The following is a 25,049-nucleotide window of genomic DNA, read 5'->3' on the forward strand; positions in this document are numbered from 1 at the left end:
ACTTAAGAGGTCAGCCATAATGGCACGGAAGAAATGCCCAAAATGATAGTTGAGCCTCTAAAGATCCGTACCTGCTGATGGGTGTTTTCTATGTTTTTGTATCTAGATTTGACACAAGTAATCTTGCTACTGTAATTTATCTTTGAAATATCTCTGAATAAATTCCATATATTCAAATATTTTTAGTGAAACAAAATCAATTGAAGAAAAATCATGTCCCCATTGTTTTTCAATTGCTTCTAACATGGTTTTATCATTATTCTCTAATTTTTCAATATTCATCCTTAATTTTTTTAAAACTGTATCATAATTCTCGTCCTTTGTAATTTCAGAGTATTTATCTTTCAAATAATCAATTTTTTGTCTAAATCTTTTTTTGAAAGAAAATTTACTTGCTCCAGTTAATTTTCCTCCCTCTGTAGAAATTGCCCAAAATGTATTTTGTGGATGTACTACAAAATTATCTCTTGAATTTTTTAAATGATTATCATACCAATCCATTTTTTCGATGAATTCTTTATACTCTTTTGGCAATTGTGTATTTTCAATCTTTTTTCTATGTCTTGATAATGACCGTATTTGTGTCTTTAAAGCAAATCCTGAAATTTTAGTTAATTGATTTACAAATATACTTGCATGTATGAAAAAATTTGCTATGTCTAAATGAACATCTTCAAGAACTTCTGCTCCCAATGATAACACTTCCTTGTCATCATTTGTAATTTTTAATCCTTCGTCATATGGGTCTGTTAATCTATAATACGCATCCCAATATTTTTCATTTATCTCCACATCTTTTTGAATTCTCAGAATGATTCTTTTTAAAAAAATATAGTTATATTGGATAACTCTTGCTAATGATGCAAATTCTTCTAAACGTTCTTCTGGAATTTGTTTTCTTTTCTCATTCATAAATTCGATGATTGGGCATTTTTCATTTTTCAAAAATATGTTGTTTTCCGAAAGAAATGGTGTTTTCATTTTACCTCTAATTTGTTTAATATCTAAACATTAATGATTTCTTCTACATGAGATATGAGAATATTTTTTTAATTGTGACTTGTCTCAGGCATGATGACAGTCAAAAAGGCCTTGAAATTACTTGATTTTCTTATTGAATATGAAACTAGGATGTACAATGGCATGAGTGATCCTTCCAAATTCTGGAATATCGGAGATGATAGTTTCAGTAAATTGGCAAAGACTCTTTCAGATTGTCATAAAAACAACATCCAAGTTTTGAATATTATCAAAAAGGAACTAATTCCAAACTGTAAGCATCCAAAGAAGATGAGGGATAAAACTGCTGATGGTCAGCGGTATTGTATGAATTGTAATTCTGATCTTTAATATTTAGAAAATCTTAAGTTCATACAAATCTAGAAATTTTATGTCCAAATCTAACAATAATGATGATTATGGGTTTGTGAAATATACTCAATTTGCATTATTTTCTTTTAGAATAGACTACAATAATGTCCATGACGAATTTGGTAAAGCCTCAATGTTAATGGCAGATCTTGAAGAGTTTTTTAGAAAAGAAGGTATTCGCACCAGATATGTTATTTCTCAAGGTTCTTGTATTGTTGATGTAATTATTTTAGGTGTTATTTCTGGTGTCATTGCAAATTATACAACTAAAGGCATTGAAATTATTCGAAATCGTGATCCAAAAATACAGATTCGATTACCAAAAACAAGTGCCGAATTAATTTTGCGAGAACATATTCAAGAGAACAGGTCTCATTATCCTCCAGTTTTTGTCTTAATTTATCAAAGCACATCTAATGAAGGAACTACATTTGAAATTTCTTCTGTAGATGAAAATGGAATTGATGTTTCTATGACTTGCATAGTCTCCCATGATGGGGATATTTCAGAAACCAGAAACTCTGTTTGATTATGTTTGACTGTGTGGATGAATATGAGTTCCTTAGAATGGTTTCCAACCCAATGGCTGAAAAGTGCAGCTCCGGTATTAACCGAACCTGGTAATATTGTTCCTACTGACACTGAAGGAACTATATTTTATGTAGAATATCAAAATAATGTTTTTGCAGTTACTGCAACACATGTTCTTGATGCTTGTAAAAATCCAATGATCTGTTATTATGATACTGGAAAAAAAATACATCGAATTAGTACTAGTGCTTTTTCTGATATTGTAAATTTGAATTGGGTTCATCATCCTGATAATTTAATAGATATTTCTGCTATCCCATTTACTGTAAAGGATTACATGGATATTCATGTGATATGTGAATCTGATTGGAATATTCCATATTCTATAGAGCCAAACGAAAAAATTATTCATATTGGATATCCTGAACAACTTGGAGCTACTTATGCTGATGGCGCATTAGGTTATTTCCCAATACCTCTAATTGGGACTGTAATGTTCTATGATTCTGATAGAATTGTTACTAACACTAATGGACAAGGTGGAGCAAGCGGAGGCCCTCTTTTTGTTAAAAGTAAATCTAATTTCCCCCAATTAGTAGGAATTGTTAAATCTGTCCCTACATTGAATCCAAAACAAAACAAAACTTTGTCTCTCCCTATATCTTTGATAAAAGATCTTTTTGAATCAGAACCAATGAAAAAACAAGTTTTAGATTATCAGAAATTTTTAAAAGATAATGAATAATTCTTCCTCGCATTCTAATTTTTCTTAATCTTGTTGATTTTTTACGCATAATTGGGACTTTTCTAGGTCCAACTTGCTCTACTGGTCCGGTTGGCGTTGAATCTTGGACAACTTTTTTTAAATGACAAGACACGCACCACACGATGTCTCTAGAAAAAATCCTAAAAGGAATTGATATCTATTTGGAAGGAAAAAAACAACTAGTTTCTGGATTGGAAAATGAGATAAAATTTTGGTCTGATGATAAAATATCTAGTCTTACTTCTGCATTGATAGATTCACTCCAGACTGATGTCCAATTTTTGGAGGTATTGCAACAAAAATTATTGTTTCAAAATAATCTAAAATCTAACTGTAAACATCCTAAGAAAATGAGAGATAGAGATCCTGAAGGAATTTGGTATTGCATGAACTGTAATGCTAATCTATAATCTATCTTCTTTCTCTTTCTTTGTTTTAGCAATAGTTTGTGCTTTTAGTTTGTAACTTTCTTTTGTTTTTTGGTCTCTATACCACACTGGTATACCTGCAACTAAACCATACAAGGCACATTCTTTATCCTGAGTATAGATTCCCAAATTGTTCTTTTTAGCATATTTTATGAGATTTTTGTCAGTAATTTTTCCATCAATTTCAGTTACTACGTTAAGTAAATTTGGATGGTCTTTGAGAAATTTTTTAGATTTTGAGAGGTTTACATCTACTAGGAACTTCATAAAATTATATTATATACATAGTATTTCTGAATTGCGTATTGGAATATTATTATGATCCTTCCACTAAATCTAATGTAACAAATACAAATGGAAAATATATTACTTCAAAATTAAAATCTGACACTTCTTCTGATGCCGATGATGTTATAACTAAAATTGGTACTACTGTGAAAAGAATCACACATTCTAAACGTGATCTAAAAAAACATTGGAATGGTGTTACTACTTTTGGTTGGATTTTTGTTGATTATAACATTCCTGATGGTGCTTATTGGAATGCTATAAGGGCTGGATATTTAGATCTTTTTAGAATTATCCATGACAAGTTCTATTGTTTGGTTTTATCTGATTCTATGGCTTTCAATATGAGGGATGTTGAAATCAAAGGACATAGAGTTTTAATAATTAACATTAATTATTTTAAAAAATTTGCTAAGGCGATAACAAGAAAAAATTTTGTAAATTTGTTTATGTATGATTTTCCAGATCCTGAAATTGAAAAGATTATTCGTGGTTGGTTAATAGAAAAACCTGATAAACTTCAATTGATCATGAATGCAAATGAAGTTTCAATTTCTGATGTTTCTACCTTGATTGAAAAATATCAAATTAATACTTTAGATGATTTATCTAATCTGCTTGATAATGCCTCTAACTTTCTACAGAGTAGAATTGAACAAAATTATAAATTATTTGATGAGCGATTAATTGAATTTGAAACTTTGATACATGAAGAAAAAAAGGAAAATGAACCAGGCAAAAAATCTAATCTCGAAAATAAACTGAAAGATCATTTGAAAAAAAATCCATGGATAATAGATTTTACATACAATGAAAAAGATGTTGATGTAACTACTCACCCATATGTTGATGTTTTGGTTGTTGGCAGTTATCTTGGTTTTAAAAAAGGATTAATTATTGAATTAAAACGTCCTGATGTTGATATTGTAAAGAAATATCGTGATAGAGCCGCAATTACTGCCACCATTGGGAATGCAATTTCTCAGTTAATACAATATACCAAAGAAATTCATGAAAAATCTACAGAGGAAAATATTACTGCACCTGAGGAAAATAATCCCGCACTAGAGGAAAATACTCCTATCATCAAGGAAAGCAAATCTATCTTTTATGAAGGATTGATAGTAATTGGCAATGATATGGATGAATTTATTCCATATTTTAACACATTTTTACACAATATTTCTGTCAAAACTTTTCAAGAAATCCATGATGATGCTAGAAAACGACTTGATACATTTGCAGATGGACCCTCTAATCCTGTTGATGAACAACCACCATCAATCCAATCCGAGCCTTCTACATCTACTTGAAAATGATTTTAATATTAATAAAATTCATTGAATTTTTTTAATTTTATTTAATTACTTTATTCATGTTGAGATTAAACATGGAACCTAACTTAGATGGGATTTTGCAAATTCCTACGGGTAAATCTGGTTTGTATTTTTTCTATGGGGATGATGATGAACTACTTTACATAGGAAAAGCAAAGAACCTCCGGTCTCGAGTAAGAGGACATCATAGGTGTTATCTTTTTCATTGTGAAGGAATGTTTTATCGAGGAATGCTTGAAAAAAAAGGCTGGAATCCCCAAAATAGATCTGAATGGGACAATGATTTTCTAGAGTCTTGGGTTGATTTTGAAGTAAGAGGCATGTCACAAATTACTCCATTAGCTATAGATTATCATTGGTTTAAGATCAAAAGAATATACATTGAAGAATTACCGCATGAGGAAACTAAGAAAAAAGAAAAACAGTTAATCCAACAATTTACTCCACTTTACAATTCACAACATGTACAATCAATTAGCGATGAATATTATGATGCGTTTCGTTTTTGATTATTTAATCAAATTTCACTTCATAAATTCTTGGATCATAAATTGATTTAGTTCGTTTAAGACTAGTCATAATATTTTCAATATTTGGATTTGCTTTGATAAATGGTGGCCTCTCTTTTTCTTTAAGTTGAGGGTCTAAAATTGCAAGTGTTTCTTTATCTGCCCAAAATACTAATTCTTTTTTTTGTAATTCTTGTCCTGAAATTACTCGTGAATTGTTTTTCTTTTTTTGATTTGTTGATTTTATAATTTTTTGAAATTTTCTAATCTCCGAAAACTTACTGTTATTTGAGAATAAAAATCGTGTTGATGAATCAAATTGTAACCAATTTTCTTGTAAAACATTAAATGGTTTTTCACAAATTAAAACATCTGGATATTTTTCAAATTTTTTTGGATCACATACTAATAATGTAATTTTTGGTTCAATGGGTACGTGTATTTCTATTCCTTCTACTGTTGGTCCTAATCCACTATATGGAGTATAATCGATACTATTGAACAACGCTATTGGGTTGTCTGATGTCCAAAATGGGGATGATGTGTTATTTTTTAAAACTATGAATTTCATTTTAGATATTACATGGGCTAATCTCTGATATTCACTAATTGCATTGAGATGAATTTTAAGATTAAATTCATCTGTCAAAAATAACCTATTGACAAGGTCATTATCAAATTCTGGATGTTCTGCAATAAATAATTCTCTAAATGCAAAATTCCCCATTTCCCCAATTTGTTGTCTTTTTTCATCTGTTCTGATATATTGTAGTGCAATAAACTCGCAAAGTTCTTTAAAGTATTCATCTTCTTTTTTTGAAACTATGTGTTTTTCCATTAATTCTTTTAATGCAAAATTTATTTTTCCTTCAATTTGACTAAATGCAGTTTCTAATGGATGCTTCCCCTCTATTTCAGGACCATAAAAGTCTGATTTATGAGCAACTGTTTTTGGAGTAGCTTCATTAATTTTTCCACGTTGTTTGTCATATTGAAAAAACCTCTCGCCAAAATTTTTTAGATATGTTTGTGGTACAAAATGGGATTTTATTCCTTTCATATCTTTGAATTTATTGAAGAATCTTATTATCTATTTTTTAGATTTCTTCTTGTAATTGCTAAGCATTTCTTGCAATGCATCATCTAAGGTTGGGATCTCTCCAGTTCTTGCCTGAATCTGCCCCATTATTTTGAGTATTTCTTTGTGAGTGTCTTTGGTAATCCTTATAGTCGTAATATCTGCCATGCATATTTGATATATTGCAGAATAATAAAGCCTCACAAATTTCCCTTAGCTAAACTCTGAAATTTAGCTGAAGCTATATGACTAATGAAAGGAGGCTTTAACCAAAGTTATGATTCCTAATGAAAGTACTAATTTCAGAGAAAGTGGTTTCTATTGCAGTTTTTTACTGTATAAACACACAAAAAATTATTTTTTTGTGCCTAGATCTATTTTATTTGTAGCATGAGCAACTAAGGTAGTAACATCAGATTTTCTTGTGTAAATAATTTTGATTGTATCATTTTGTTTAAAATTAAGATATCCAACATTAGCAGAGCCTCTTTCTTCTAAAAATTTAGAAAAATTTTCAGTATGTGAATAAGGCATTACCGTACCATCATCAAGTGTACCAATAAGACCAATTACTCCTTGAAATATTCCTGTAGAATCACCTGTTTCACATAAAGGATAACCTTCAATTTTATCAATACTTGATGAAATTGTAATAAAAGACTCTGGTGAGGTTCCAATAACTTCTACTTCTTGTGAGTCTTTATCACCATCTGGATCTATCACAGTGAGAATCATATCTGATCCCATAAGATATACTGATTTGTCTGTCTGAATAATGGGAGTTCGTTCATCTACAACACATGTATCCTCTGCCCAAGCATTACCATGTGAAGCACGAACAGTATAGACTTCATCTAATTCCATTTCGGTTTCACTCATTTGGAATGATTCTTGATAAATTCCTGCTAGTTTTAGTTCTGAATCAGGATGAGTAACAGGATCAATTTGTTTTGATGTTATTATTTCATTTTTTGAATTTAAAATTGCTAAATCGATAGGTTTTCCAAAGATTATATCTTGACAATTTACTCGTATGTACAATGTACTCTTTAATGGGTAAACAGTTCTGTCAAATGATGTAGAAATAGAAATTGCATGGGTATGATCAGGTAATTTTAAACTAGCACCAAAAGTAAATTGTTTATTAAATAAAGGTGAAGCAGATTTACTTGATTTAGAAATTCCTATAATTTCAATTTCTCGAGAGTTTAAAGAAAAAGGAATAGTCAAAATCCTTTCATCACTTGCCTTAACCTCATCAAAACTTGTTTCATCACCGTCAACTAATACAAAAAAACTATCATCAATATTGTCAATTTGTGCATCAAGTACATCTCTAGGAATTGTAAGATTAATTTCACCATTTTTTGTGGCTTCAATATCTATAATTAATGAAGATACTCCTGGATCTTTTACCGCATTGATAATTTTACCACCTGATATCCTATATTTTATTTGAGAATTACTACCTTCTAAAACAATAGTGTCTACAGTGGTTAAAGATTTTGAAATTTCAGTTGAACCTTCAAAATGAAAAGTGGTTTCCGCAGATCTAGAGATATTACCATATTGAACTTTTATTGTATAATTGCCTTCATCTTGCATCAATGCACCTCCTGCTGTTAATTCTGTATCGTATTTTTTGTTAGAATGTACTATAGCTTGTGATATGCTTACCAATTGATTTTGTGGTGACATGATGATAAGACTCACGGGTACATTAGAAAGAAGTTCCTTGACCTTACCAGAAATGATAATTATATTCCCATTAGAATATGTTTGTCTGTCTACACTAACAGTAATAGCATCAGATGATAAATTAGAAATATTCTGTAGTTTATCTGGAAATTCTTTTCTTATTTTATCAACTGCACCATAAAGACTTGTTCTGAGTTCCTCATCATTTTCAAATGAGATTCCTTCTCTAGTTCCAATATTCCATTTTAATTCTTCCCAATTAAGATTCAATGCACTTATTTTGCATGGAAGAATTAATTTTTGAATTTCATTTGCAATTTCAATTTCTCGTGTTACTTCATCACTTTTTTGTGCACCTGGCGTAATTATCAAAATAACTAAATCACATTCTCTTAATTTTTCGTCATTTTCCTCTCTCCATTTTTTTGCTTTTGATTTCAATTGATCAATAAAAATATCATCATCAGGAAACATTTTTGATAAATAATTATGGATGCCTCTTGCTCTTCCAAAGAAATCATCTTGAGAGTATGATATGAATATCTTAAAAACCAATTATATCACTACTGAAATTTAGGTTATTAGGATTTCTTACTCTTCTCATGTAAAAGAGATCAGGTAAGATAGAGTATTGTACCACAATGACAGTTCCCTTTCAGAGATTTGTTTGAAATCATTTTACAGCAAATATTTGCAATTCGCTCATAGAGATTTACAATATCGGTTCAATTCCCTATTAGTTCAAATCTGTTGAGGTCCACATTTTGGAAAAAAATCCTAGTTTTGAATACGATCTATCTCTTCAATGATGTTCGCAACATGAGTTTTGATGTGATGCCCTAAATCATCCATAGACAGCACAGCATCACATCCATCAAAAATACAAGTCATTTTGTAGTATTTTGATTCCTTTTTACATATTGATAATGCCACACTGTACTACCTTGTATTACCTTGTAGTACTTGCTTAAAAATACTAGCTAGTGGCACTGAGTATTACAGCATGAAAGACTTCCATACTTGGGACATTCACACAGAAGTTTTATCCAAATTATCAAGATGGAGAGTAGAAGTTTAAGATGGCAAAAGAGAAATTTTCAGTATCTATGGATGAGTCACTTGTGAAATGGATTGATAACGGCATTAAAAAGAAAAAGTTTGCCAATAGATCACATGCATTAGAGTATGCAATAACTGCACTCAAAGAAGAATCCTATCCTTAGAAAGCAAAATCAAATTCAAAGTCTATTAGGTTTGAACCAAAAAAATTAAAAAATCAAAGACTTACACGGTCAAGGCTTTCTAGATAAACATTACAGAACAGTACACAAAATAGATCTTAAGACCAAAACCGATTAGGTACTTGGTGAAAGTCCAACTAAACTAACTAATGCAATTTAGTATTTAGCAATTGCTTATAATTTGCATGAATGATTTCTACATGTCTCTTTTATACAAATTTGTTAGAATATACTCATACTACTGAGAAGAGTCATTTTCAGTGTATGTGCCAGACCCTAGTATTCACAGTTGGGCAAAAAGTCTAGCCCAACTTTATCATATTATCTAGTTTAATGTTATACGATTTAGAAATGATTCGGTTACTTTAAGAAGTAGCAATTTTAGAAAAATTAATTGTCAATTCACGATAAAGTCTTGAAAAATTTTCTAGATGAAATGATCAGTGACATAACACACGAGTTTCCAGATCAAATTGTTTCAGTCGTACTGTTTGGCTCTGCAACAACTGGAGAATGGATTCGCGGAAAATCAGACATTGATTGTATCGTGTTAATCAAAGACAGAAAGATGCGAAAATTAATTGAGGAATCCTTTGATAATTTACTGACTAAACTGGATGGTAAATACAATCTAGGACTATCTGAAACTTGTACCACATATAAAAAAACACCAAACCCTGCATTGAATTTAATTTTAAAAGTTGAAAGCATGATGATGTTCGGACGCCCATTCTTTGTGTTATCTGAAGACCAGTTTGATTTGAAGAATGCAAAGATCAGACATGATCTTAAAATTCAGATTGGCCTCTCAGTGCTTGCATCCCTGAACATGTTTTTGCACAGAATCAAAAGTACGGGTAGGATTTTGTATGGAAAAGACATTCGAAAAGAAATTCCCGAGTCAATTCCAAGCATAGAGAAAATCAAGGCCTCATTTAACGCAATTTTGCTGTTAATGATGAGTTTAGCAATATTGCCATACAGTGTGAAAACGTCCTTTTCTCACGCAGTAAAGGCCAATCTCTGGGCATGCGATGACGTATTATTTGCCTTTGAAAAGCCATTATCTACGACATCAAAGGAAATTCAGCAAATAAAGAAAATGTTCAAAGAGACTGAATTGGAATTTGAGCATCTGGATGAGGCACTGCAATACAAACGAAAAATAAAAATTGAGAATTTGACCAGAGTGTTTGTTTTCAAATACATGGCAAAATCAACTGGCTTTGTATTTGGATTATATCTTCATGCTTTGAAGAAAATGTTTTGGAGAAAATGAAAACTAGGAAAAATAAAAAATGATTGATTATAAGAAAAACTGGAAAAAAAGAATAAAATACATTATTTTAGGAATAATTAGTTTCTACTTTGGACACATTCCAATCCACCTTATTTTTGAAATAATCTCATTACCTGTAGATCATATGACGTGGGCAACTTTTGGATTTAATTTTGTAAGATTTGGAATGTTAGCGATGTTTTTGTACATGGCGTTCATTTATGTGAAACCCTCATTTTTTCCACAACAAAAAAAATATCGAAAAATATCCATTCTAATAATAATACTCATACCCACATTTTCCATTTTACTTCCATCAGGATATGTAATCCCACAATGGGAATCAGGATACTGTACCATCACATCATATCAAGTATCGGGTGAAGGGACACTTCAACTAGGAGGAGGGACAAGCAGTGGTGTAAGTTCAGAATCGCACTGTATTGAAAATTGTAGAAATATTTATGACATTAACAGCAAAGATAAAGAAAATTCATGTGAGTTTACTGGAATGTACGGTAAAACACATTGGATTAAATCATCTTCAGAAATTCTAGATGTCACTGATAAAATAAGATACGGGGGAGTAAAATGAAAACTGGGTTTTTGACAATCATCGGAGTAATATTATTAACAATTGGGATTACTTTGCATTTTTATTTTTCAAGTTTAAACACTACATATCTTGAAACATTTTTAATTCAATCTAATTGCAAAATTATATCATCGCAAATTTTAGATAATTTGAACAAATCTTTAGAAACTAATTGTCATATGCAATTACATCTGCTTCAATCTGCCATTGTTAAGCTATTTTTGGGATTGGGAGTTTTGTTGACTCTAGGTGGATCTTTTTTAGCACATGCAGGAATAAAAGAAAATGAAGACTAGATACAAAATACCACTCATTGTTGGAATACTTTTTGTCATAATTTGGCCTCAAATACCTCACATTATCTGGATTGGATGTGAAATATTGCCTTATTGTAATGCTGAAACATCTTATGCATCTGGAATCGGACTCCCATGGATTTCTATTAACACCAATTTTTTTGATAATCTGCCTGAAAATATGTCTGGATTTCTCATATTGGGAATCTCATTTTCTTTGATGACTTTTCTAGTAGTTTGGAGGATTAAATTAAAAAAGATATTCAAGATTATAATTCCCTGTATTGTTTTCTTGATTCTTGTATTTGTCTCACTGTGGATTGAATACGGTGTTGTTTGCAATGATCACGTGATTGATCATCTTAGAAAATACTCTAACTTGTTTGACGAAAATACCACTAGGGAAACATTTGGCATGCTGGAAAGAGGTGACCCATCTGGCATGTTGGAAAGGGGTTATCCATTTGTAGTACATGGAGGAAATATTCAAGAATGTGTAGATTATGTGTTTGAAAGCAGGACATGATGGAAAAGAGATGAAATCTATGTTTTTGATAATTATCTGCAATAGATTTTACATGTTACGAGTCTAACCCTTTCAAAATCTGATTAATTTACACATATTTTATTAAAAATGACGACATCAAACCGATAATTCAACACTCTTTCAGAGGTAGAGGTTTTGATTTTAGATCAAACATTATTTCATTACTCTTTTAAATTAAAATCAATTATTGTAACAAAAGCATAGTCCGCAAGATTTCTAGGGGCTTCGTGTTTGCAGATGATGCTATCAACGGAAACATTAGTGGCATTTGAGGGTAAATTAACTAGAGTTTCATACAATGAAATAAACTCCAAATGATAATTGCCCTCACTAGTTGGGAAAATTCCTATCGATTTTTGTGTCATGTATACTGTCTCCACCTCAGGCAATATTGGAACTGTTGGTGAAATGCCACCAGCTTTTACAATTCGTTTATCATCGCAGATAGCAATCCATGAAATTCCTGGCATAATCATAGCAAATTGATCAGAAGGAATAACAGAATTATCCCAAGCATCATTCCCATCTTTATCAAGAAAGGTCCATACACCATAATCATCAGGCAATGAACCCCAGTCTACTCTATTTTTATCTCCATCATCCCTAATTGGGAAACGATCCCAGATTACTTTACCATTAACATTTGTCTTTACTTCAGTTATTGCAACTGGTAATAAACCGCGTTTGTTGATTGGATCCTCAAGGGTGAGAATAGTGTGTTCTTTTGTTACAGGTTTTTCTAAGAGTTTTTGTATTGCCGAATCAACAGGTTTTTGCTCAAATAAATCCCAGTTGTTATCTATAGTTACTTTAGAAACATGATTGACACTATTGACTCCGATACCAACAGTGTATTTGTAATCATCAGTATTTTTTGTTGGATAAAGTTGCTTATCAGTTTCAAACGTTCCGCCTAAACTAACAAGTGGAGGAAGTGAATCTCGTTGGCCATTATAACTCAGTTTGAGATTTTGTATATTTGCATCATATTTGTCAGATAATACAGATTCTAAGAATTGCTCACCTGACAAGATTGCAAGTTTTGTAAAAGAATCCTCATCAAGATACCCTCTTTTTGTGAGGTCATAATAGTGATTACTTGAAATACAAACTGGTTTGCCAGTATTTTTTGTTAGAAAAAGGATGCGACTATCATGCATATCTGTCCTGCATTGAATATTATTTTTTTCTATGCCATTTTCATATTGTTTAGATGGTGGATCTATTTCCTTACTATCGGAAAAACATTCATCATCATTGTCTGGTAAATTTAAAATTGTATTAAATGACAGTCCATCATTAGAACTATACAGATATCCTAAGCAATTTCCATCTCTAATTGGTTCGCCAAGTATGTGGATATTTTCATTACTAACAGCCATTTCTATAAAATAATTTTTTAGTTTATAATCTTGTAAAATATCATAAATTTCAGAATATTCTCCACTAGTATCTTTCATGTTAAAATGGAGTGCAATGTGTTGATGGGGATAATTTTTAAAAGCACTCTTGAAATGATATTGTTTGTCATTATCAATTACTGAATAAATATAATTAAAATCACTAATAACCCCATTAAGTGGAAGTGATTCTAACTCAAAGTCTTTGCCTTTATTTTCACTGATAGCTACAAATATTTTAAAAGTTTGAGTTTCACCATCCCAATATTCAGCTCTTTGCATCACGTGAACTGTATCATCAATTACAAATATTCTAAGAGGATCATTTGGAACTATGTCAACCGTTTTTGAATCAATAGGCATGCTTTTTGATTTTTCAAATGTTTTGCCTCCATCATGACTTGCTGCAAATGTTTGAACATATCTTTGATCTCCTGGTCTTGCTGACCAAACAACATAGACATCATCACCTGATACTGCAATATCTTGAGCACTAACTTCAGTATCGGCATTGTTTACACTGACTTTTTCTGTTACTGTGCCATCAGGTAGTATCTTGATTAGATATAGATGGCCTTTTTCATCATAGTTTTTTTGGTCGTCTAACAGAAGATAAATTACATCATCAGATACAGTTATTGCAATATTTTCACGAGTCTTTCCTTGATTGAATAATTTTGTTGGTTCAGAAAACGTCTTGCCAAAATCATCACTTACATTATAATACACATAACTTGTATTTTCTCCCCTAGTCCACTGGGTGCCAAATGTGTATAATTTACTATTAACTAATTTTACATGATTAATTTCAAAATGTATATCTTCAGTAGTTATAATTTGTTTTGGTTTGGTAAATGTTTCACCATCATCATTGCTAATTACTGCTTCAAACAATGGCGGTCTTTCTTGCCTTCCATCTTTGTAAAATGATTTCTCATAAATGATAAAAATATCATTGTCTTCAGTGATAATTTTTGTGTCACCAATACTAGATAGTTCTACTATGATTTTTGGTTGAATGGTTGTTTTGCCATCTATTACTTGTGAAAAAATTAAATCCCTATTAGTATTGTTAATTCTATTTTCCCATACGATATTTGCCTTGTTGTCTTGAATTGATAGTATTGGATCATCAATGCTTCTGATATTTTCTTTTTCATGATATCCAAATGCAAAATAATCCTCATTATGGCATCCAAGAGGATTTGGAAGGCCACTACAAGCAATGTCATCTTTATCAGAAATTGTGTATGCAGAAAATACAGACATTCCGCCAAATATCACTGCACCTGTTATCAAAAGGCATAAAAAAATATTCATTTGGTTAATCCATCTTTAATTATTATTTAAGAATAATGAATAATACTTTGTTTCTAAAACACAGACAATCTTGCCATGTTTTTCTCCTAAACCATGAAAGATATTTTGTAAAGATTGAGCAGTTCAAATCTGGACAGGTTTGCATTTATTTTATTAAAAATATGATTAACATAAACGAGTCCTAAAAAAATACTTGTAAGATAGCATGTCTTATTGAATTTGGATGAATGTGAGAATTATGGGAAAAAAGAGTGTGTAAAGTACCCCTTTGGTCCAATAAGGATTGTCACATCATATTGTTTATCTTGGTATTCATATACAAAACAATCAGGATTTGGCTCACCAAAGTTTTTGATCATGAAATTTCTATAAGATTCAAACTCATTAAAGGGGATTTCAAGTGCAAGTCTAGAATCAGAATCTTCCATATGGTCTAAAATCAATTCTTCTATAATCGGAACCTCTGAAAAAAATCCATGTTGAATAGTTCCTTCACAATAGGGATTGGTTTTAGGAGCACCATTAGCCGTGGCACCATATTTTGGTATTTCAGAATAAATTACATACGCAGTTACCATCCCTACAACAACTATTAGAATTATCAAAAGTCTAGTTTTCATTTTTCATCTTAAATGGATAACAGTATCGAAGTAGTAATAATAATTCCAATTATTGTACCACAAAAAATTATTTTGTTTCTTTTATTTTCATGGAAATTATAAGATACTGGCAATAATGCAATTATTACAAATGCAAAGATAGCTAGTGTTAGATGTATTGGATGGCTTGCAATACTTGATAATAGTTTTGGAAGACCAGTACCCATCCAAATAGCAAAAACGATCATAAGACCACCAGCAAAGATAAGAAAACCTGCGATTAACAAATTAATGCTAAATACTATCCATCTTAAAATCAAAGAATTTTTCATATTTTATCGTAATGTATGTATTTTATCCAGAGTTTGATAGATAGATAAATTGATAGTCCTAAAACCACATAACTTCCAAGATAAGGTAATTGGTTTGATCTGCTGAAAGTCATACCTCCTTCTTCCATCATCATCGATAATACAGGTGGATGAAGTAATATTGAAACAGAAACATATGCCCATCCGCTGAGCCACATTATGATTATGGGTAATACGATTATTCCAATTTTTAAAAAAGTGTTATTCATTTTCTTTTTCTCCAAAAAATAATTCCTGCAATAGTTACAAAAATTCCAACAATGCCGCTAATCATGAACGCTTGACGATGTATGAAAAACAGATAATCCATTCCTTCAAGCGGTCGCATCATTGGTGGTTCAGTTGGAGGAAACAAAACAAATGCAGAATATATTGTTGCAAAGAAACCTTCTATGATCAATGCTATTCCTACAACTAAAATAATTTTAATCTGGATGTTCTTTTTGTCTTGTATTATCAGTCCTGTGATTACTAAAACGGGGATCACTAGAAAAAAAGCAAATGAAATATCACTGCCTAAAACACTGGCAAATCCTGCCCTCTCCATTCCTTCTGCCGTACCAGTCCATTCACCTATGCCGTCTCCTGTATCCCATATTGAATGAGTCTGAGTTGCTAGAACCATCACAATCAAAACAAAATATGTCGCGGCAATAGTTACAAATGCAATCTTCAAAGGTTTGGTTTGTAAAGGATTTGTCATCTTTTTTTGAAGCATAAATGCTGCAAATCCTGCTACAACGCCTACAATCACTCCTGCCATTGGCCCAAGAACTTGGAGAAATGGAATTACTAATGATGCTCCCGTAATTATGCTCAGTAAAATTCCTGGAATGCTGATGTTTTTTGATGCACATGAAAGTAAAAACCATGATGTCATAGAGAAGGAAAGAGTAAGAATCATCACTGTTATGGCGCTAATTGTAAAACCATCTACCATGACCTCGTTGTTTATTCCAAATTCCAATCCTCCTGCCCATGGAATTAGTACAAGAAATGATGCAATGATTATCAAAAGTCTAGTTTTCATATTTCAATTCTCTTGATTTTGTACCCATTGATTAACTCCAACAAGATGTCCTTTCATGCAATCAGCATAATACATTTCATGTTCAATTTTGGGAAAACTCCATGCACAAAAATCTTCTAATTTTTGTTTTTCATTTTCTTGTTCATTAAGGCATTCATGCATTCTGGTAATCCATGCGTCTGCAACATTTTCATTTGGAAATTCAGGATAAAGATGGTTTAGATCTTCGCAGTCCATTTGTAAAAATTCTTGTGCAGATGGAATTGAATAATGTTTTACAACTCCATCTGAGATCCACCCAGAATCAAGTCCTTCTGAATCAATTTGTAGTCCATCATGTTTTTGCCACTCACAAGTTATTGTATCAATAAAATGAGTTTCATTATAGTATGATAGACCAACCATCTCTACAAGATCTTTAGAATCAATGCAATACTCCAATACTGCTTTAAGTTGTACTGTAGTGTGATCCGATACAGTGGTTTTTCGCTCATTTTGATTTAACAATCCCAGACCTAAATGTGGTTTGTATTCAGTATGTAATGTTGCATCTTTTTCATTATCTTGACATCCAGCACACGGTGGAGGATAATGTTGTTTCTCCCATATTTCTAAACAATGCCACAAGTTTGGGTTTTTGGGAGTTTCCATGTATATTGGCAAAGTTCCACATTGATACATTAGAGACTGATATGTGCCAAAAATTGTAGTTGCTAAAACTATTCCAATGATAATTATTTTGTATCTAGTCTTCATTTTCTACCTCAAACAAGGACTCTAGAACATTTCCATATGCATTAACATTACGTACATACAATATCTCATTTGAATATCCTATCCAAACTTGAGTATTGTCATTTAGTTCATACACATAGATGTGGATTCCACTTCCGATGTCATCTGCAGGTTCACCAAATCTGTAAAATATGTTGTCGATATCAGGTGAATCTGATGCAAACTTTCTAAAATCATCTATTGTGGGAACTATTTTGTCCATGTATGATGATGTAGGTGATTGTAATCCTATCTGTAGATAGTTGTCATAAATAAATTCCAAGTCCGGAAAATCTGGACAACTTTTTTCCACATATTCAAACACTGATCTTTTGTGTAAATCTATCGTTTCACGTTCAGCAAGAGACATTTCTGGAGTGCGTGATAACTCTCGTATCTCCTTGTAAAGTCTCAAGCATTCTATCTCTGTTTGTTGTGAAATGGCCAAAATGCCCAAAGAACCTACGAGAATTACAATCATTCCAATAATTATCAAAATCCTAGTTTTCATTTCCTATCCAATGTCTTTTGTTCAAGTATGTAATTTACACATTCTTGAATGTTTAATTCATGCACTCCAAAAGAATAATCTTTACTGTTTATTACAAATTCGCCATCATAATTCACATCAAACAGATTGGAATGTTTTTGAAGATGTTGTACCACATGCTCATTACATACAGTACCATATTCTATCCACATAAAAGCAAAGATGGGAATTGTAAAAACAAAACAGAGAATTAAAATTTTGTACAGGGTTTTGATTTTAATCCTCCAAAGAACTAAAAAAATCATCAGAGTAAATGAAATACCTAACATAAAAAATCCATCAAGACCTTCTGACAAATTATCAAAAAGGTTGGTGTTAATAGAAATCCATGGGAGTCCGATTCCAGATGCATAAGATGTTTCAGTATTACAATCAGGCAAAATTTCACATGCAATCCAAATAACATGGGGCATTTGAGGCCAAATTATGACAAAAAGTATTCCAACAATGAGCGGTATTTTGTATCTAGTTTTCATTTTCTTTTTCTCCTCAAATTATATTATTTACTACCAACACCACAATTAGGACAACCAGACAGTTTTTTGTTATATTTACTACTACAAATCCCACAAATCATTGTATCATCAAGATAATTTTTCTTGATATATGGAATGACTAGTTTGATAATCACTGCTATAACAATTGGAATTGCTATCAGATACCAAACCATAAGATATTGAAATTAAATAGTATGTATCTCATAAAGGATTCTAATCTTTTATTTCAACATATTCAAAACGTTCACCACAAAAAGGACAAAAATCTATTGGATAATACACTACATCATCTTCAGATACTGCATCAGCCCAACATAATTTTGCAGATTTTTTATTCCATAGAGGTGATTTTGAATCCATTATACGAAGTCTGTAACAGCAAAATTCAAGATCTTCATCTAACTGAAATTCATCAAACGTTGCAAGTTCGTAATTGATTGTTTTGTTTTGAAATTTTACATCCATGATTTGTAACCCATTACATTATAGTTTGATTTGTCACTACAGTCCTTCTCTCTCAAGGATTTGCCCAATCTCTTTAAACGTAAAAGGAATAACTCCTGCAAGTCTATTCTTTGGATCATGGTAATCATTTAGATGTATTAGAAACTCGTTTAATCCAAATTCGGATTTATCGCATGCAGGACAATTATATAATTTTCTAAATTGCTCTCGAGTTATGGGATAATTTTCTTTTAGCAATTCAAAATCTCCACGTACATCAATATCTTCCCAATTATTCTTACTACTCATCTTTCCTGTGTCATAATATAGCACACCCAATGCACAAAATGCTTCAGGGGAATTAGTTGAGTGATCTAATGAAAAATGAGCCATAACGCCTGCAATTTTTTTCAATTTTGTTTTCATCAAAACTTGACTAATTTTGCCAGCCATAGTAACTAATATGAAAATAGATATTCATAGTGTTCTACACTACTACAAAGGAAAAATCCAATGTATAGTAAGACAACATTATATCATAAAACATCTAGGAATCATTTTTTATCACACCAAACTATGAAAGAAATCAATTGACACTAAGTCCCGCACTTTCACGCTCTACTGCCAACTGATATTGAGACAAGATAACAGCATCACCGCTTTGATCCCAGTTACGGTAAACCATATCCTCATCACTATTTACAAAGGATTTTTTTGGAATTTGCAAACATTGGGTATATTGTAAATAAAGAATTGCCAATGTGTCTTTAGCTCTTGGAAGTCGGTCATCGCCTGAAAGATTGCACCTGATTGAATAATCCAACATCTGATTACGTATGTCATAATCCATATTTAGTGTGATGTAGTGAAAAGTTGTAAAATTCATCGCAGTCAATTCAACACGTGCGTTTCTGTTGTTGTAATTTGTAAGAACCTCACTTGCATCAGGATATTTCTCTTTGAATTTTGAATATACTTGCTTGCTGCTAAAAATATTCATAGCATTATCATCTGTGAGTTTTGGCGTTAGGATATCTGCCCAATCCCGTTGTGTGTTTGTAACAATGTGAGGTATTATTGTTATTAAAAACAATGAAAAGAAAATCAAACCTATTGCAATTGCAATGGCAATCCCAATTTTTACTAGTCTTTCCAATTTTACAACACCTCAAAAAAAATAGATGGAGGTAATCTAGACATAATCTAGATCCACTCTTGGCGTTTTTATTACCTTGAAGATTTTGACAATATAGTCGCCTTCAAAAAAATTGGTAACATTGCCTTCATCTATGGATAACACTCTGAACCGATGTTCAAAGGAGCCATCACCTTTCAAATTTACCTGTGCAACATGAATAGGATCTTCTTCAACTGATTTGAAGAATTGAATAATCACAGGGTATCCTTGAGCTGGATCATTGACTTTACCTTTGACAGTACCCCAGGGCAGGGTATTATTTTCAGATATACTCATTGTAGTTACAGTTTTTTTAAGACTTATCTCATCATCCAACTTTATTATGGTGCTTTGAGATGTCTCTGCAAACACTGGCACGTCTAACAAAAAAACAGACATGCTCAACATCATTCCAAAAAAACATAATGTTGCTAAACTTTTTGCATATTCCATATCACGAGTTCTCGAGATGTTAGATGCAGGAATTACACTCATACTGACAAACCACACTCAAATCTTTGATGGCCTCTTCTTGACTTGCTTTGATGTTTTTTCAAGTCATCAGAATGTAGTGGGTGGTGATAAGAAGAGTCCACGATGGGGGCATCATGTACTTTTTCTGCAAGATTCCATTGTGAGGATGAAAATCCACCTCTGGTGAAAAATTTGTTGTCCAAAGGTTTCATCTAATCACCTCATTAACATTGGCTTGGTGATGCAGTTGGCGGTTATGACTAATCATATCACATACAATCTGATTGTTAGGGGACATAGATTGTACAGGCATTTCAACATCTATCCTCAAACAAAATCCAAGATAGACCCATTAAATCCTCAATAGAGAACGTGGAGGGTTTTGTCTGTTGCAAGGATTTTGACACTGCTTTTACAGGGTTGCTTGCAACCTGAATTTTAGAAGGCGAGTGTTGCCAATTGTGTATGATTTGCTGCTTCATGAAAATAACTATGCCTGAGTTATATATAACAAGAGATACCGTATATCGGTATGCCTTTAGAAAATGATGCAACATATGGAAATTTACAAAATTACAAACTGTATCTTCGTCCTAATGCACATTCTCACTATGGTTCACCAGATGAAAAGAAATCTGCACTAAGTAAGCATCAACAAAATGTTCAAACATTACTAAAAATAATGAGCAAAAATGAATCAATGACCACTTGGGATTTGGCAAAAATATCAATACCAAATGACATATCTAAACTTCGTGAACGTGAAAAAATTTACAGAAGATTATTAATTGGCAGGAAAGACAAAGGAAAACATTCAGACGGAATTTTAAATGTTGGACTTGTAATAAAAGATGGTAAGAGTCTCAAGACAGGGGTAGCTGACAAATACAGATTGTCATTGTATGGTATTTTGTATTGTATCGATGTACTGAATCTTAGCAACAAAGAGATTGATAAAATTGCGGAAAAATATTCTAAAATATTACCAAAAGTTTTTGGCAAATGGGGTTATATTAAATCAAAAATAGGAGACAAGGCATATAGAATTAATTTGTTATCAAATGGTTTACTTGCAGATAATCCACAAATTCAAATTCAACCAGGAATTCCATTCTATGAATTAATGTCATATTTACACATAAAATATCAAAGAAATTTTGAAAGTATTGTGGAAGAAAAACTTGCAGAGCAAATATCTTTTTGGTTTTACATTAATTTATTATATCAACCAATTCAAAAAGAAAACTTAACCAATAGTGGAATCAGCAATTTAAATCAATTATTTGATAACGATGTAGAATTAAAGGAATGGTTTCTAGTTTTTTTTAAAGAATCAAAAAAATATTACCATGAAAGATATAGTGTTTTAAAAAAATCAGAGATTTTAAAATAGAATTAATTTGTTGATCTGATAATATCATTTAATTCATTAAGATCAAATGGTTTTGTCAACAACCCAAACAAACCAGAATCTTCTGCCCGTGCAAATTCTTCATTATTGATAGCATAAGATGACGTAAATACTATTTTTGCATCAGGATTATCTTTTTTTATTTTAAAAAATGCATCATATCCGTTCATTATTGGCATCTTCAAATCCATTAGAACAATATCAGGGATTGATTCTTTGTATTTTTTGATGGCCTCTTCTCCATTTTTAGCAGTGATTACCTCATAATTTTCATATTTTAGCATGTATTCTGTTGCCTCCAAAAACTGAGTATCGTCATCAACTAGCAAAATTCTAGGATTTGACATGTTTTCTCCTGAATTTTAGACTTGTAAATGTCAGAATATTCATTTTGGCAACCTAATTGAAAATTTCACAGGATTAGTAGATACATGTATGGATCCTTTATGCTGCTCTACAATATTTTTACAGCTAGAAAGACCAAGTCCTGTACCTTCCAATTTAGTGGTAAACAGTGTATCAAAAATGTGTTTCAAATCTTTTCGTGGTATGTCCGGACCAGAATTTTCAAACTCCATTCTAACATCAGAGGATGTTTCAAGTAAATTAATTCGAACATATCCGCCATCTTTTCCAATGGATTGAATTGCATTCAAAATTATATTTATAAACACAATCAACATCTTATCATGATCAAATTTAATTACCAGATTATTTTTTGGAATATCAATTTTGACATTTGCTAAAACATCTAGTGTATCTATTGCTTCCTGAATGGTTTGATTGATGGAGTGGTATTTTATTATCATAGGTGTTGTTCGAACATAGTTTAACACTTCTTCAATCTGATGTGAAATACGTCGCACGGACAAATTAATGCGTTTTAATTCTCTGGAGATTATTTCATTTTTGGAATTATTTTCTTTATCAATTATAACTCCTGCATTTTTTATTGTACCCAATGGATTACGTATATCATGAGCAATGTTAGATGAGAGCTGTCCAATAACTGTAAGCTTTTCTTTTTTGAAGCTTTGTGTACGCTTTAGCAAGAACAGCAACAAAACAATAATTGTAGATAGCAACAAGAAAATAGTCTGGATTTTTGTGAAAAAGATTATTTCATCTATCTCTTGATTTATTGATTGTGTTGGGGTAACAACCCCAAACATAAATTCATTTTTACCATTAACAGTGACAGATATTGCAGAATTTATTCTCTCACCTATATTATCATCCAAACTAAAAATTATAGTTGATAAATTACCTTTGAGAACATGTGAGATATGTTCGTTTAAGAGTAAATTATGTTTAATGTTTTGTTGTATTTCATCTCCAAAGAAGTTCTTCCCTACATTTTCCATATTTGGATGAATGAGTAATACATTATTTTCATCCATCACCATTAGAAATTGAGATTCTATATCATATATATTTCCGTGTCGCTTGAAAAATTCACTAGATGGAAATGTTACAAGTAACAATCCCTTGGAAATGTTTGTTTGTTTATCTATCACTGGAAAAATAATTGCAATTTCAGGTTCATCAAATAGGGATGTGTTTATTGATAAAATTTTTGGGGTAAGTTTCATTCCATCTTCTTCAGAGTTAATTAGTTCAGATAATCCATTTACATTTGCCCCAACAAATGAATCATGTTTTTTACTGGCTTGAGAAAGAACTGTATAATTTTCATCAAGGGCAAGAATTTGTGCAGTAGGTGAGATAGAGTTTAAGCGATTAAATGTTTGATTTATCAAATGATTTGATTCTGCAGTGCCAAGATCATTTTGTAATTCATCCAATTCTGCAAGAAGAGACAGTTCAAATATAATTAATTCCAATTCAGACGCTATATTCTTAGAAATGGATTTTGTGACAATTTCTTGTATTGCGATTTGATTTTTAATAAACGTGTTTTTGATATTTTCCTCTGCTATACTGTAAATTTCAATAGTGACAACCATCAATAAGAGAATTATTGTAATTGTTATTGCATACCAAATTAATTGTTTTTTCTTTTGAGATAACAATTAGAATCAAACTATTTAATTCAAGTGGGATTCATAAAGTATTCTATAAAATCAAATTAGTTTTTAAAAAAGAAATGCAAGAGGATTATTCAATCACAGTAATTAATCCTGTCTGCCAAGGATGTATCATACAAAAGTAATCAAATTTTCCAGCACTGTTAAATTTTAACGCATACGTTGCATCAGGTTCTGCCAATCCCGAATCAAATAATGATGTAGGGCCATCTTCAGGATTACCAGAAGTTATAGTATGCATTGCATCGTCATAATTTTTCCACTCTATAATTTCACCCACCTTGATTGTAATTTCTTCAGGCTCAAAACAATGTGCAATCTCTTCACAACCAGGAACTGAGCTTCCTTGTGGAACAGATATTGTATAAGTTGGAATGTCTCCATATTCTGGTGCAACTATCTCAAGTTCTTGTGTTGCATCATCTTGTCCAATTTCCAAACAGTTGGTATACTTGATAAAGTCATGTGCAAATTTGTCTTCTGCTCTTCCTTCTTGCAATAACCTCTCAATTACAAAACCACCAGTAAATTCTCCAGTAGAACCTAAACTCTTTCTGAACTTGTTATCATTAATATCACATCTAACGTATTCACGAAATTTTTCATCCCAAATATCATAGTTGACATCTAATCTCAATTCATTTCCAGTTTCAAAATCATATGCAGACATTTCAAGTTGAACTCTATGCCTATTGAGATTTTCAAGATAGTAATGATCTGGATATTTTTCGGCAAACAGCATTACCGATGGAAGTACTTTCATCTTTTCCATCAGTTGGTCTTTGTTCATTGTTAAGATAATCCAGTTTTCTTGAATCTCATTACTTGCTCCAACTATACCAATTATTGTAAAAATCACAGCTGCTCCAATACCTACACAAATTCCAATTTTTGCATAACTTTGTAACTGCATTCAGTCTAATTCTTAGTAAGATATTCATAAATGGTTCTATTCAAGGATATTCTAATTTCAATAGATTTGGGTTTTAG

General features: G+C 31.6%; 34 protein-coding genes. 12 read left to right on the top strand and 22 right to left on the bottom strand.

The annotated features are described in order from the left end of the window. Positions 1 to 126 precede the first annotated feature (126 nt). A complete protein-coding gene (locus ACW9W4_RS07805) occupies positions 127 to 981 on the bottom strand; it encodes a hypothetical protein (RefSeq protein WP_457761900.1) in 855 nt (284 codons plus the stop codon). Positions 982 to 1,143: 162 nt separating this feature from the next. Between ACW9W4_RS07805 and ACW9W4_RS07810 the strand changes: the two genes are divergently transcribed. The 4 genes from ACW9W4_RS07810 (at position 1,144) to ACW9W4_RS07825 (ending at position 3,078) form a co-directional block, all read left to right on the top strand. After that, a complete protein-coding gene (locus ACW9W4_RS07810) occupies positions 1,144 to 1,350 on the top strand; it encodes a hypothetical protein (protein WP_457761901.1) in 207 nt (68 codons plus the stop codon). Between the two features lie 40 nt (positions 1,351 to 1,390). Next, positions 1,391 to 1,900, top strand: coding sequence for a hypothetical protein (locus tag ACW9W4_RS07815; protein ID WP_457761902.1), 510 nt, complete (start codon positions 1,391 to 1,393; stop codon positions 1,898 to 1,900). A 24-nt stretch (positions 1,901 to 1,924) separates the two neighbouring features. Next, positions 1,925 to 2,647 carry a hypothetical protein gene (locus ACW9W4_RS07820; RefSeq protein WP_457761903.1) on the top strand — a complete coding sequence of 241 codons (723 nt, stop codon included), beginning with the start codon at positions 1,925 to 1,927 and terminating at the stop codon, positions 2,645 to 2,647. Positions 2,648 to 2,790: 143 nt separating this feature from the next. Then, the gene (locus tag ACW9W4_RS07825) at positions 2,791 to 3,078 is read left to right on the top strand and encodes a hypothetical protein (protein WP_457761904.1); all 288 of its coding nucleotides are present in this window, start codon (positions 2,791 to 2,793) and stop codon (positions 3,076 to 3,078) included. On the opposite strand, the gene ACW9W4_RS07830 is transcribed toward ACW9W4_RS07825, so the two are convergent. Next, entirely contained in the window at positions 3,073 to 3,363 is a 291-nt protein-coding gene (locus ACW9W4_RS07830) for a DUF5615 family PIN-like protein (protein WP_457761905.1), read from the bottom strand. The genes ACW9W4_RS07825 and ACW9W4_RS07830 overlap by 6 nt on opposite strands. Positions 3,364 to 3,401: 38 nt before the next feature. Here ACW9W4_RS07830 and ACW9W4_RS07835 point away from each other — a divergent pair, with 38 nt between their 5' ends. Beyond that, positions 3,402 to 4,697 (top strand): Shedu anti-phage system protein SduA domain-containing protein, encoded by a 1,296-nt coding sequence (locus tag ACW9W4_RS07835; RefSeq protein WP_457761906.1) that lies wholly within the window; start codon positions 3,402 to 3,404, stop codon positions 4,695 to 4,697. Positions 4,698 to 4,774: 77 nt separating this feature from the next. Continuing rightward, a complete protein-coding gene (locus ACW9W4_RS07840; RefSeq protein ID WP_457761907.1) occupies positions 4,775 to 5,230 on the top strand; it encodes a hypothetical protein in 456 nt (151 codons plus the stop codon). A gap of 4 nt (positions 5,231 to 5,234) precedes the next feature. Here ACW9W4_RS07840 and ACW9W4_RS07845 read toward each other — a convergent pair whose 3' ends face one another. The 3 genes from ACW9W4_RS07845 to ACW9W4_RS07855 form a co-directional block, all read right to left on the bottom strand. Then, positions 5,235 to 6,290, bottom strand: a complete 1,056-nt coding sequence (locus tag ACW9W4_RS07845; RefSeq protein WP_457761908.1) for a DUF4238 domain-containing protein — start codon at positions 6,288 to 6,290, stop codon at positions 5,235 to 5,237. A gap of 30 nt (positions 6,291 to 6,320) precedes the next feature. Next, positions 6,321 to 6,476 carry a hypothetical protein gene (locus ACW9W4_RS07850; RefSeq protein ID WP_457761909.1) on the bottom strand — a complete coding sequence of 52 codons (156 nt, stop codon included), beginning with the start codon at positions 6,474 to 6,476 and terminating at the stop codon, positions 6,321 to 6,323. 186 nt (positions 6,477 to 6,662) lie between these two features. After that, positions 6,663 to 8,561, bottom strand: a complete 1,899-nt coding sequence (locus ACW9W4_RS07855) for a TIR domain-containing protein (protein WP_457761910.1) — start codon at positions 8,559 to 8,561, stop codon at positions 6,663 to 6,665. 524 nt (positions 8,562 to 9,085) lie between these two features. Here ACW9W4_RS07855 and ACW9W4_RS07860 point away from each other — a divergent pair. The 5 genes from ACW9W4_RS07860 (at position 9,086) to ACW9W4_RS07880 (ending at position 11,943) form a co-directional block, all read left to right on the top strand. Beyond that, positions 9,086 to 9,229 carry a ribbon-helix-helix domain-containing protein gene (locus ACW9W4_RS07860; RefSeq protein ID WP_457761911.1) on the top strand — a complete coding sequence of 48 codons (144 nt, stop codon included), beginning with the start codon at positions 9,086 to 9,088 and terminating at the stop codon, positions 9,227 to 9,229. Positions 9,230 to 9,641: 412 nt separating this feature from the next. After that, positions 9,642 to 10,526 (top strand): nucleotidyltransferase domain-containing protein, encoded by an 885-nt coding sequence (locus ACW9W4_RS07865; protein WP_457761912.1) that lies wholly within the window; start codon positions 9,642 to 9,644, stop codon positions 10,524 to 10,526. A gap of 19 nt (positions 10,527 to 10,545) precedes the next feature. Further along, positions 10,546 to 11,121, top strand: coding sequence for a hypothetical protein (locus ACW9W4_RS07870; RefSeq protein WP_457761913.1), 576 nt, complete (start codon positions 10,546 to 10,548; stop codon positions 11,119 to 11,121). Then, the gene (locus ACW9W4_RS07875; RefSeq protein WP_457761914.1) at positions 11,118 to 11,417 is read left to right on the top strand and encodes a hypothetical protein; all 300 of its coding nucleotides are present in this window, start codon (positions 11,118 to 11,120) and stop codon (positions 11,415 to 11,417) included. Before ACW9W4_RS07870 ends, ACW9W4_RS07875 begins: the two co-directional genes overlap by 4 nt. After that, positions 11,407 to 11,943 (top strand): hypothetical protein, encoded by a 537-nt coding sequence (locus ACW9W4_RS07880; protein WP_457761915.1) that lies wholly within the window; start codon positions 11,407 to 11,409, stop codon positions 11,941 to 11,943. The genes ACW9W4_RS07875 and ACW9W4_RS07880 overlap by 11 nt, the downstream gene beginning before the upstream one ends. 182 nt (positions 11,944 to 12,125) lie before the next feature. Here ACW9W4_RS07880 and ACW9W4_RS07885 read toward each other — a convergent pair whose 3' ends face one another. The 14 genes from ACW9W4_RS07885 to ACW9W4_RS07950 form a co-directional block, all read right to left on the bottom strand. Beyond that, on the bottom strand, positions 12,126 to 14,684 hold the full coding sequence (locus tag ACW9W4_RS07885) for a sialidase family protein (RefSeq protein ID WP_457761916.1): 2,559 nt from the start codon (positions 14,682 to 14,684) through the stop codon (positions 12,126 to 12,128). A gap of 236 nt (positions 14,685 to 14,920) precedes the next feature. Continuing rightward, complete coding sequence (locus ACW9W4_RS07890; protein WP_457761917.1) at positions 14,921 to 15,304, bottom strand: hypothetical protein; 384 nt, start codon at positions 15,302 to 15,304, stop codon at positions 14,921 to 14,923. 8 nt (positions 15,305 to 15,312) lie between these two features. Further along, a complete protein-coding gene (locus ACW9W4_RS07895) occupies positions 15,313 to 15,531 on the bottom strand; it encodes a hypothetical protein (protein WP_457761918.1) in 219 nt (72 codons plus the stop codon). A gap of 80 nt (positions 15,532 to 15,611) precedes the next feature. Further along, positions 15,612 to 15,863, bottom strand: a complete 252-nt coding sequence (locus ACW9W4_RS07900; protein ID WP_457761919.1) for a hypothetical protein — start codon at positions 15,861 to 15,863, stop codon at positions 15,612 to 15,614. Further along, positions 15,860 to 16,684 carry a hypothetical protein gene (locus tag ACW9W4_RS07905; protein ID WP_457761920.1) on the bottom strand — a complete coding sequence of 275 codons (825 nt, stop codon included), beginning with the start codon at positions 16,682 to 16,684 and terminating at the stop codon, positions 15,860 to 15,862. The genes ACW9W4_RS07900 and ACW9W4_RS07905 overlap by 4 nt, the downstream gene beginning before the upstream one ends. Positions 16,685 to 16,687: 3 nt before the next feature. After that, a complete protein-coding gene (locus ACW9W4_RS07910) occupies positions 16,688 to 17,440 on the bottom strand; it encodes a hypothetical protein (protein ID WP_457761921.1) in 753 nt (250 codons plus the stop codon). Then, positions 17,430 to 17,969: a hypothetical protein gene (locus tag ACW9W4_RS07915; RefSeq protein ID WP_457761922.1), complete on the bottom strand. Its 540-nt coding sequence runs from the start codon at positions 17,967 to 17,969 to the stop codon at positions 17,430 to 17,432. Before ACW9W4_RS07915 ends, ACW9W4_RS07910 begins: the two co-directional genes overlap by 11 nt. Continuing rightward, a complete protein-coding gene (locus ACW9W4_RS07920) occupies positions 17,966 to 18,484 on the bottom strand; it encodes a hypothetical protein (protein WP_457761923.1) in 519 nt (172 codons plus the stop codon). The genes ACW9W4_RS07915 and ACW9W4_RS07920 overlap by 4 nt, the downstream gene beginning before the upstream one ends. Before the next feature lie 23 nt (positions 18,485 to 18,507). Further along, positions 18,508 to 18,678: a hypothetical protein gene (locus tag ACW9W4_RS07925; RefSeq protein ID WP_457761924.1), complete on the bottom strand. Its 171-nt coding sequence runs from the start codon at positions 18,676 to 18,678 to the stop codon at positions 18,508 to 18,510. A gap of 40 nt (positions 18,679 to 18,718) precedes the next feature. Beyond that, on the bottom strand, positions 18,719 to 18,970 hold the full coding sequence (locus tag ACW9W4_RS07930) for a hypothetical protein (RefSeq protein ID WP_457761925.1): 252 nt from the start codon (positions 18,968 to 18,970) through the stop codon (positions 18,719 to 18,721). Between the two features lie 36 nt (positions 18,971 to 19,006). Then, positions 19,007 to 19,402, bottom strand: a complete 396-nt coding sequence (locus ACW9W4_RS07935) for a hypothetical protein (RefSeq protein WP_457761926.1) — start codon at positions 19,400 to 19,402, stop codon at positions 19,007 to 19,009. Positions 19,403 to 19,535: 133 nt separating this feature from the next. Then, entirely contained in the window at positions 19,536 to 20,105 is a 570-nt protein-coding gene (locus ACW9W4_RS07940) for a hypothetical protein (RefSeq protein WP_457761927.1), read from the bottom strand. Positions 20,106 to 20,141: 36 nt separating this feature from the next. Further along, positions 20,142 to 20,621: a hypothetical protein gene (locus ACW9W4_RS07945; RefSeq protein ID WP_457761928.1), complete on the bottom strand. Its 480-nt coding sequence runs from the start codon at positions 20,619 to 20,621 to the stop codon at positions 20,142 to 20,144. Then, on the bottom strand, positions 20,618 to 20,812 hold the full coding sequence (locus ACW9W4_RS07950) for a hypothetical protein (protein ID WP_457761929.1): 195 nt from the start codon (positions 20,810 to 20,812) through the stop codon (positions 20,618 to 20,620). The genes ACW9W4_RS07945 and ACW9W4_RS07950 overlap by 4 nt, the downstream gene beginning before the upstream one ends. 320 nt (positions 20,813 to 21,132) lie before the next feature. Between ACW9W4_RS07950 and ACW9W4_RS07955 the strand changes: the two genes are divergently transcribed. Further along, entirely contained in the window at positions 21,133 to 21,993 is an 861-nt protein-coding gene (locus ACW9W4_RS07955; protein ID WP_457761930.1) for a hypothetical protein, read from the top strand. Between the two features lie 2 nt (positions 21,994 to 21,995). On the opposite strand, the gene ACW9W4_RS07960 is transcribed toward ACW9W4_RS07955, so the two are convergent. From ACW9W4_RS07960 to ACW9W4_RS07970, 3 genes are all read right to left on the bottom strand, one after another. Then, complete coding sequence (locus tag ACW9W4_RS07960; RefSeq protein WP_457761931.1) at positions 21,996 to 22,358, bottom strand: response regulator; 363 nt, start codon at positions 22,356 to 22,358, stop codon at positions 21,996 to 21,998. Positions 22,359 to 22,397: 39 nt separating this feature from the next. Next, positions 22,398 to 24,044, bottom strand: coding sequence for a sensor histidine kinase (locus ACW9W4_RS07965; RefSeq protein WP_457761932.1), 1,647 nt, complete (start codon positions 24,042 to 24,044; stop codon positions 22,398 to 22,400). Between the two features lie 85 nt (positions 24,045 to 24,129). Beyond that, a complete protein-coding gene (locus ACW9W4_RS07970) occupies positions 24,130 to 24,972 on the bottom strand; it encodes a cupredoxin domain-containing protein (protein WP_457761933.1) in 843 nt (280 codons plus the stop codon). Positions 24,973 to 25,049 lie beyond the last annotated feature (77 nt).

Source organism: Candidatus Nitrosopumilus sp. bin_7KS, assembly GCF_054095835.1.